The sequence below is a fragment of the Paraburkholderia sartisoli genome (genome assembly GCF_900107685.1).
GTDB lineage: Bacteria > Pseudomonadota > Gammaproteobacteria > Burkholderiales > Burkholderiaceae > Paraburkholderia > Paraburkholderia sartisoli.
On the sequence record NZ_FNRQ01000013.1, the window covers coordinates 78566 to 84944 of the forward strand.

The 6379-nt window shown below is 66.5% G+C and carries 6 protein-coding genes; 2 read left to right on the forward strand and 4 right to left on the reverse strand.

The features are described 5' to 3' along the window. Positions 1–110: 110 nt before the first annotated feature. Together BLV45_RS25825 and BLV45_RS25830 are read left to right on the forward strand one after the other, a co-directional pair. On the forward strand, positions 111–557 hold the full coding sequence (locus tag BLV45_RS25825; RefSeq protein ID WP_090538002.1) for a DUF3005 domain-containing protein: 447 nt from the start codon (positions 111–113) through the stop codon (positions 555–557). 127 nt (positions 558–684) lie between these two features. Next, positions 685–1290 carry a short chain dehydrogenase gene (locus BLV45_RS25830; protein ID WP_090538004.1) on the forward strand — a complete coding sequence of 202 codons (606 nt, stop codon included), beginning with the start codon at positions 685–687 and terminating at the stop codon, positions 1288–1290. Between the two features lie 111 nt (positions 1291–1401). Here BLV45_RS25830 and araD read toward each other — a convergent pair whose 3' ends face one another. The 4 genes from araD to BLV45_RS25850 are packed head-to-tail and all read right to left on the reverse strand — an operon-like array spanning position 1402 to position 6079. After that, positions 1402–3135, reverse strand: coding sequence for an L-arabinonate dehydratase (gene araD / locus BLV45_RS25835; protein ID WP_090538006.1), 1734 nt, complete (start codon positions 3133–3135; stop codon positions 1402–1404). Positions 3136–3189: 54 nt separating this feature from the next. Further along, entirely contained in the window at positions 3190–4125 is a 936-nt protein-coding gene (locus tag BLV45_RS25840) for an ABC transporter permease (RefSeq protein WP_090538008.1), read from the reverse strand. After that, complete coding sequence (locus BLV45_RS25845) at positions 4125–5003, reverse strand: ABC transporter permease (protein ID WP_090536285.1); 879 nt, start codon at positions 5001–5003, stop codon at positions 4125–4127. Before BLV45_RS25845 ends, BLV45_RS25840 begins: the two co-directional genes overlap by 1 nt. Continuing rightward, the gene (locus tag BLV45_RS25850; protein WP_090538009.1) at positions 5000–6079 is read right to left on the reverse strand and encodes an ABC transporter ATP-binding protein; all 1080 of its coding nucleotides are present in this window, start codon (positions 6077–6079) and stop codon (positions 5000–5002) included. The genes BLV45_RS25845 and BLV45_RS25850 overlap by 4 nt, the downstream gene beginning before the upstream one ends. Positions 6080–6379 lie beyond the last annotated feature (300 nt).

The window sequence follows — 6379 nt, forward strand, 5'->3', positions numbered from 1 at the left end:
ACGACCTCGACGGCACCCTTACCCGTATTGAAAGTGCGGCTGCCGGAACGGGTCTTGCTGGCAGAACAGGTGGGTACTTCACCTGATCGTTCCTGAATGGAGGTAGCGTCATGGACAGCACCGACGTAAAGAAACCGCAGGGCGTCGCTGCGGCAAAGCGGCCGCTCAGCGCCGAGATGCACAACGATCGCACGCACGACAGCACCGTCGACACCGACGGCAAGAATCACGAAGCGGCACGAATTGCCGGACACGGTGCGATCAGCCCAGACGAAATGACCGGCAGCAATGCGTCACTCGACGACAGCGTGCCTGACATGCTCGGCGACATCGCGGGCTTCGACAGCCGCGTGGGCGGCAATCATCTTCTGCTGGCGCTCGAACCTGGGTGTACGCTCGTCGACAAAGGCATGGTCGCACCTGACAAGCCCTATGACCTCGACTATCAGTTCGACGACCCGCGCACGCCTCGCGAACGTCGGCATCGCGGACGCATTCACTACGCGCAGAACCATTTGCGGCCGGCGCGCGTGATCGAATTGCAGCGCGGCAAATAGACGGCACCGGTCTGGTATGTCTGATTGGCGCGTGTGCCGCGTACAGCTTTATTGCAACTGCAACTGCATCGACAACCGGGGCTAGCCGTTCCCCGGTTTCCCCATTCCTCATTTGTGGAGTACCAGCATGAACAAGGTTGTGGTCATCGGCGCAACGGGCACGCTCGGCCAGGCCGTCGCAAGCGAACTGAAGGCGCGGCATGAAGTCGTCGAAGTGGGCGCGACGCGCGGCGCATATCGCGTCGACAGCACGGACCCGGCAAGCGTCGAGAAGCTCTTTCGCGAAGTCGGCAAAGTGGATGCCGTGGTCACCACGACCGGCAAGGTACATTTCGGCCCGCTCGCGGAGATGACCGTGGAGCAGTTCTGGATCGGCCTGCGCGACAAGCTGATGGGCCAGATCAACGTCGTGCTCGGCGCACATCAGTACGTCAACGACGGCGGCTCGTTCACGCTGACGAGCGGCATCCTCGCCGACGAGCCGATCCGCCTCGGGGCCAGTGCGACCTCGGTGAATCTGGCGCTGGAAGGTTTCGTGCGCGGCGCGGCAATCGAGCTGCCGCGTGGCATCCGCATCAACGTAGTGAGCCCGACCGTGCTCGAAGAATCGATGGAAGGCTATGCGCCGTTTTTCCGCGGCTTCGAACCGGTCAGCGCGAAGCGCGCTGCGCAGGCTTATCTGCGCAGCGTCGAAGGTGCGCAGACCGGGCAGGTTTATCGCGTCGGTTACTGAACTCGCGCGGCGCGTTTTTAGTCATGTAGTTCACGGGAGGGCCATCGTATTCCCATGAAGGATGCGACGGCCCTCGTGCATGTCGCGCGCCCGGCGTGGACGGCGCTCAGCTCAGTGAATCTCCGGATCGCCGCAGGGCTTCGCGCCGCCGCGTTGCAGGAAGTCGAAGTCGCAGCCCTTGTCCGCCTGCAGCACATGGACCTGATGCATCGCGCCGTAACCCCGTTCGAAGCGCGGCGCCGGCTGGACCCACGCGGCCTTGCGGCGGGCGAGTTCGTCGTCCGGCACGAGGACGTTCAGCTTGCGCCGTGGCACGTCGAGTTCGATCAGGTCGCCGGTCTGGACCAGCGCAAGCGGCCCACCGATGAACGACTCCGGCGCGATATGCAACACGCATGCGCCGTAGCTGGTGCCGCTCATCCGCGCGTCGGAAATGCGCACCATGTCGCGCACGCCTTTTTGCAGCAGCTTCGCCGGAATCGGCAACTGGCCCCACTCCGGCATGCCCGGTGCGCCGACCGGTCCCGCGTGCTGCAACACGATCACGCTGTTTTCGTCGATATCGAGCGCGTCGTCGTCGATGCGCGCCGCCATGTCGTTGTAGTCGCGGAACACGACCGCGCGGCCGGTATGCACGAGCAGCTTCGGGTCGGCCGCGCCCGGCTTGATCACCGCGCCGTCGGGCGCGATGTTGCCGCGCAGGACGGCAAGGCCGTTGCCCGGCAGAAGCGGCGCGGCGCGACTGCGGATCACGTCTTCGTTGAAAATTTTCGCGTCCGCGATGTTCTCGCCGATCGTCTGGCCGTTGACGGTTTTCTGCGAGCCGTCGATCAGGTCGCCGAGTTCGCGGAGCATCGCCGGCAGGCCGCCCGCGTAGAAAAAGTCTTCCATCAGGTACGCGCCGGTCGGGCGGATGTTCGCGAGCACCGGCGTGCGGCGCGCGATGTCGTCGTAGCGGTCGAGCGTGAGTTCGATGCCCGCGCGCCGCGCCACCGCGATCATGTGGACGATCGCGTTCGTCGAACCGGACAGCGCGAGACACGTCGTCACCGCGTTGTCGACCGAACCGGCCGTGAGGATGTCCGACGGCTTCAGGTCTTCCCACACCATCTCGACGATCCGCATGCCGGTCTTCGCCGACATCTGCGCGTGACGCGAATCCGCTGCGGGAATCGACGCGAATCCTGGCAACGTGAAGCCGAGCGCCTCGGCGGCGCTCGTCATCGTCGAAGCGGTGCCCATCGTCATGCAATGGCCCGGCGAGCGTGCGATGCCGCCTTCCACGCCGTGCCAGTCCTCTTCGGTGATCCTGCCCGCGCGCAGGTCGTCCCAGTATTTCCACGTGTCGGAACCGGAGCCGAGCGTCACGCCGTTCCAGTTGCCGCGCAGCATCGGGCCGGCGGGCAGATAGATGGCGGGCAGGTCCATCGAGATCGCGCCCATCAGGAGCGCGGGCGTGGTCTTGTCGCATCCGCCCATCAGCACGACGCCGTCGGCGGGGTACGAGCGCAACGTCTCTTCGGCTTCCATCGCGAGGAAGTTACGATAGAGCATCGTCGTCGGCTTCTGGAACGGCTCGGAGAGCGTCTGCACTGGCAACTCAATGGGAAAGCCGCCGGCCTGCCAGATGCCGCGTTTCACCTCTTCCACACGCTGTTTGAAATGCGTGTGGCACGGGTTCATTTCGCTCCACGTGTTGAGGATCGCGATCACCGGCTTGCCGGCGTACTCCTCGCGGCTGAAGCCCATCTGCGCCGTGCGCGAGCGATGGCCGAACGACCGCAGGTCGTTCACGCCATACCAGCGGTGGCTGCGCAGTTCTTCAGGTGTCTTTCGTTTGGCCACGCTCTCTCCAGCAACGTCCTGACTACGTACGGCGTGGGCGTGCTGGCGCGGCCGTCAGGCCTTCTGCTGCTTCACACGCGACACGATCTGCGTCGGGCTCACGAACTGCAGCGCGATCAGCACCCAGATCAGCGTGATGGCCATGTAGATCATCGCCATCGCGTCGATCGACTGCGGCGCGCGAACGCCCGTCGAGAACACAGCGTAATACAACGCGACCACCAGCGTCTGCGTGGCGGGGCCCGCTGTGAAGAACGTCAGCTCGAACATCCCGATCGTGCGCACCAGCACGAGCAGCCCGGCCGCCAGCATGCCGGGCACCAGCAGCGGCAACAGCACGTAACGGAAGTAACGGAACGTGTTCGCCCCAAAGATGCGCGCCGCCGATTCAAGATTCGGGTCGATCTGCTCGATGAACGGCGTCATCACCAGAATCACGAACGGCAGTGCCGGCACCAGGTTCGCCAAGATCACGCCCGAGAGCGTGCCGGCCAGCCCCACCTTGTACATCACGGTCGCCATCGGGATGCCGTACGTCACCGGCGGCACCATCAGCGGCAGCAGGAAGACCAGCATCGCAATCCGCTTGCCGGGGAACTGCACGCGGGCGAGCGCATAGGCCGCCGGCACGCCGAGCAGCACCGAGAGCAGCACCACCGCGCCCACCACCTCGACGGTCACCCACAGCACGTTGGCGAGCTGGAAGTCGCTCCACGCCTGCGCGTACCAGTGCAGCGTGAAGCCCTGCGGCAGCGGCGTGCCGAACCAGCGCGTCGCGATCGAGTTGACCGCGACCGTCGCGATCAGCAGCACGACGTTGAGCAGGAAGAACACCATCGCGCCCCACACCAGCACTTTCCACAGACGATCGGGCAAGCTCGTGCGCTGCCGGCCCGAGCGCTGCGCGCCGTCGTTGCCGCCCTTGCGGCTGCCGTCGGGCTGCTTCGCGGGCGTGGGCCACGGATGCGTGGCCTGTTGATCGGTTGTCATCAGCCCTTTCCTCCCGTCACCGGTCCGCTGTAGAAGAAGCGGCGCGCACCGAGCATCGCCGCGACCACCAGCAGCTGCACGAAACCCATCACCATCGCGATGGTGGAGGCCAGCGAATAGTCATAGCTCTCGAACGCCGCCTCGGCCGCGGCGATCGACATCACCCGCGTCGGCCCCGCGGGCGCGCCCAGCAGCACCGCCGACGGAAACACCGAGAACGCCTGCACGAACGACAGGCACGCGGCCATCGTCAGCCCCGGGATCAGCAACGGCAGATAGATGCGCAGGAACTGCTGCCACGGACTCGCGCCAAGCGTGGCCGCCGCGCTCGCGAGCCGCGGGTCGATCCCGGTCACGTACGAGAGCGTAAGCAGAAACGCGAACGGAAAGCCCGACACGATCAGCGAGATCAGCACGCCCCAGTAGTTGTGCGTGAGCCGCACCTCGTCGGCATACAGGTGCATGCCCTGCAGCGCCTGCGGAAACCAGCCGTTCGGCCCGAAGTACGTCAGCATGCCGTCGGCGATCAGCACCGTGCCGAGCGTCACCGGGATCACCAGCAGCGTCGTGACGAACTTCTGGTAGCGCGAGTCGCGCCGCAACGCGAACGCGACCGGAATCGACACCCCGACGTTGATCAGCGTCGCGGGCACCGCGAGCTTGAGCGTCACGATGATCGTCGGCCACATCGACCGGTCGCTGAAGAACGTCGTGTAGTTGGCCCACACGCTGCCGCCGTTCGCCGGCTGGAACGACAGCACGAGCCCGTACGCGAACGGATAGATGAAGAGCGCGAGAATGAAGACCAGCGCGGGCGTGACGAGCCACGCGCGGGTGTCGCGCGGCGCGGGCGGCGGCGCGAGCGTGACCGCGTTCATGGCGCCTCCCCGTCATACACGAGCGTGCGCGCGGGCGGCACGCACAGGCTGATGTGCCCGCCCTCGCTGAATTCGCCCGGCAGGCGCGCCCACAGGTCGCCAAACGCCGTCTTCACGCGGATCAGCGAGTCGCGCCCGCCGTACTCGACCGTCAGCACCTGGGCGTCGAACGCGTTCGGCGCGCCGGGCGCGGCGCGCTCCATGTCCTCCGGACGCAGCGCGACGCTCACGCGCTTGCCGGTGAACGCCTCCATCGGCGTGCCGGTGAGCCGCACGCCGTTCGCCGTCAGCGCGACGCCCTCGCCCACCATGCCCGCCAGCGTGAATGCCGCGACGTTGCGATAGCCCATGAAACGCGCCACGTGCAGGTTCCTCGGCCGCTCGTAGACGTCCTTCGGCGCGGCGACCTGCTGCACGACGCCCTCCCGCATCACGACGATGCGGTCGGCCATCGACAGCGCCTCGTCCTGGTCGTGCGTGACGTAAATCGTCGCGCGTTCGAGCTGGCTGTGGATGCGCCGGATCTCGGCGCGCATCTCGATGCGCAGCTTGGTGTCGAGGTTCGACAGCGGCTCGTCCATCAGGATCAGCGGCGGCTCGATCACGATCGCCCGCGCGATCGCCACGCGCTGCTGCTGGCCGCCCGACAGTTGCCCCGGCAGCTTGCGCTCATGGCCCACCAGCTGCACCAGCTGCAGCGCCTCGCGCGCGCGCCGCACGGCCTCGCCCTTCGCGACCCCGCGCATCTTCAGCCCGAAGCCCACGTTCTCCAGCACCGACATGTGCGGAAAGAGCGCGTAGTTCTGGAACACCATGCCAAAGCCGCGCTTCTCGGGCGGCAGCACGTCGATGCGTTTGTCGTCCAGCCAGATGCCCCCGCCCGTCAGCGGCTGGAGGCCGGCGATGCAATTGAGCGCGGTGGATTTGCCGCAGCCCGAGGGCCCGAGCAGCGCGATGAATTCGCCGCGCTGGATGCTCAGGTCGAGCCCCTGCAGCGCGGCAACCGCGTGACCCTCGGCGTTTGTAAAGCTGCGGCACACCGAATCGAGGCGCAGCTGCTCAAAGTGATACTTCATGACAGTTTCCTGAAGCTGGCGGCGGTGCGGCGCACTGCGCGCGCGCCGCCGTGCAAGTCATTGAGACGCGACGTTCGTGACGTAGCCGCCCCCTGTGCGCGCGAACCGGCGACGCACAGGGGGCAGGCTCGGAGCCGGCTGGATGCAAGCCGGAGGCCGACTGGAGACAAGCCTGAAGCAGCGCTATTTCGTCTTCGCCGCGCCCACTTCGCGGTCCCACTTCTGGAACGCGGCCACCATCGCCGCCGCGCTCAGCGGCAGCACGTGCGGGCGCTCCGCGAGCAGCTTCGCGTACTCCGG

Coding starts and splice junctions, on each gene's coding strand:
- BLV45_RS25830 (WP_090538004.1), top strand. CDS start 685: ATGAACAAGGTTGTGGTCATCGGCGCAACGGGCACGCTCGGCCAGGCC.
- BLV45_RS25840 (WP_090538008.1), bottom strand. CDS start 4,125: ATGACAACCGATCAACAGGCCACGCATCCGTGGCCCACGCCCGCGAAG.
- BLV45_RS25850 (WP_090538009.1), bottom strand. CDS start 6,079: ATGAAGTATCACTTTGAGCAGCTGCGCCTCGATTCGGTGTGCCGCAGC.
- BLV45_RS25825 (WP_090538002.1), top strand. CDS start 111: ATGGACAGCACCGACGTAAAGAAACCGCAGGGCGTCGCTGCGGCAAAG.
- BLV45_RS25845 (WP_090536285.1), bottom strand. CDS start 5,003: ATGAACGCGGTCACGCTCGCGCCGCCGCCCGCGCCGCGCGACACCCGC.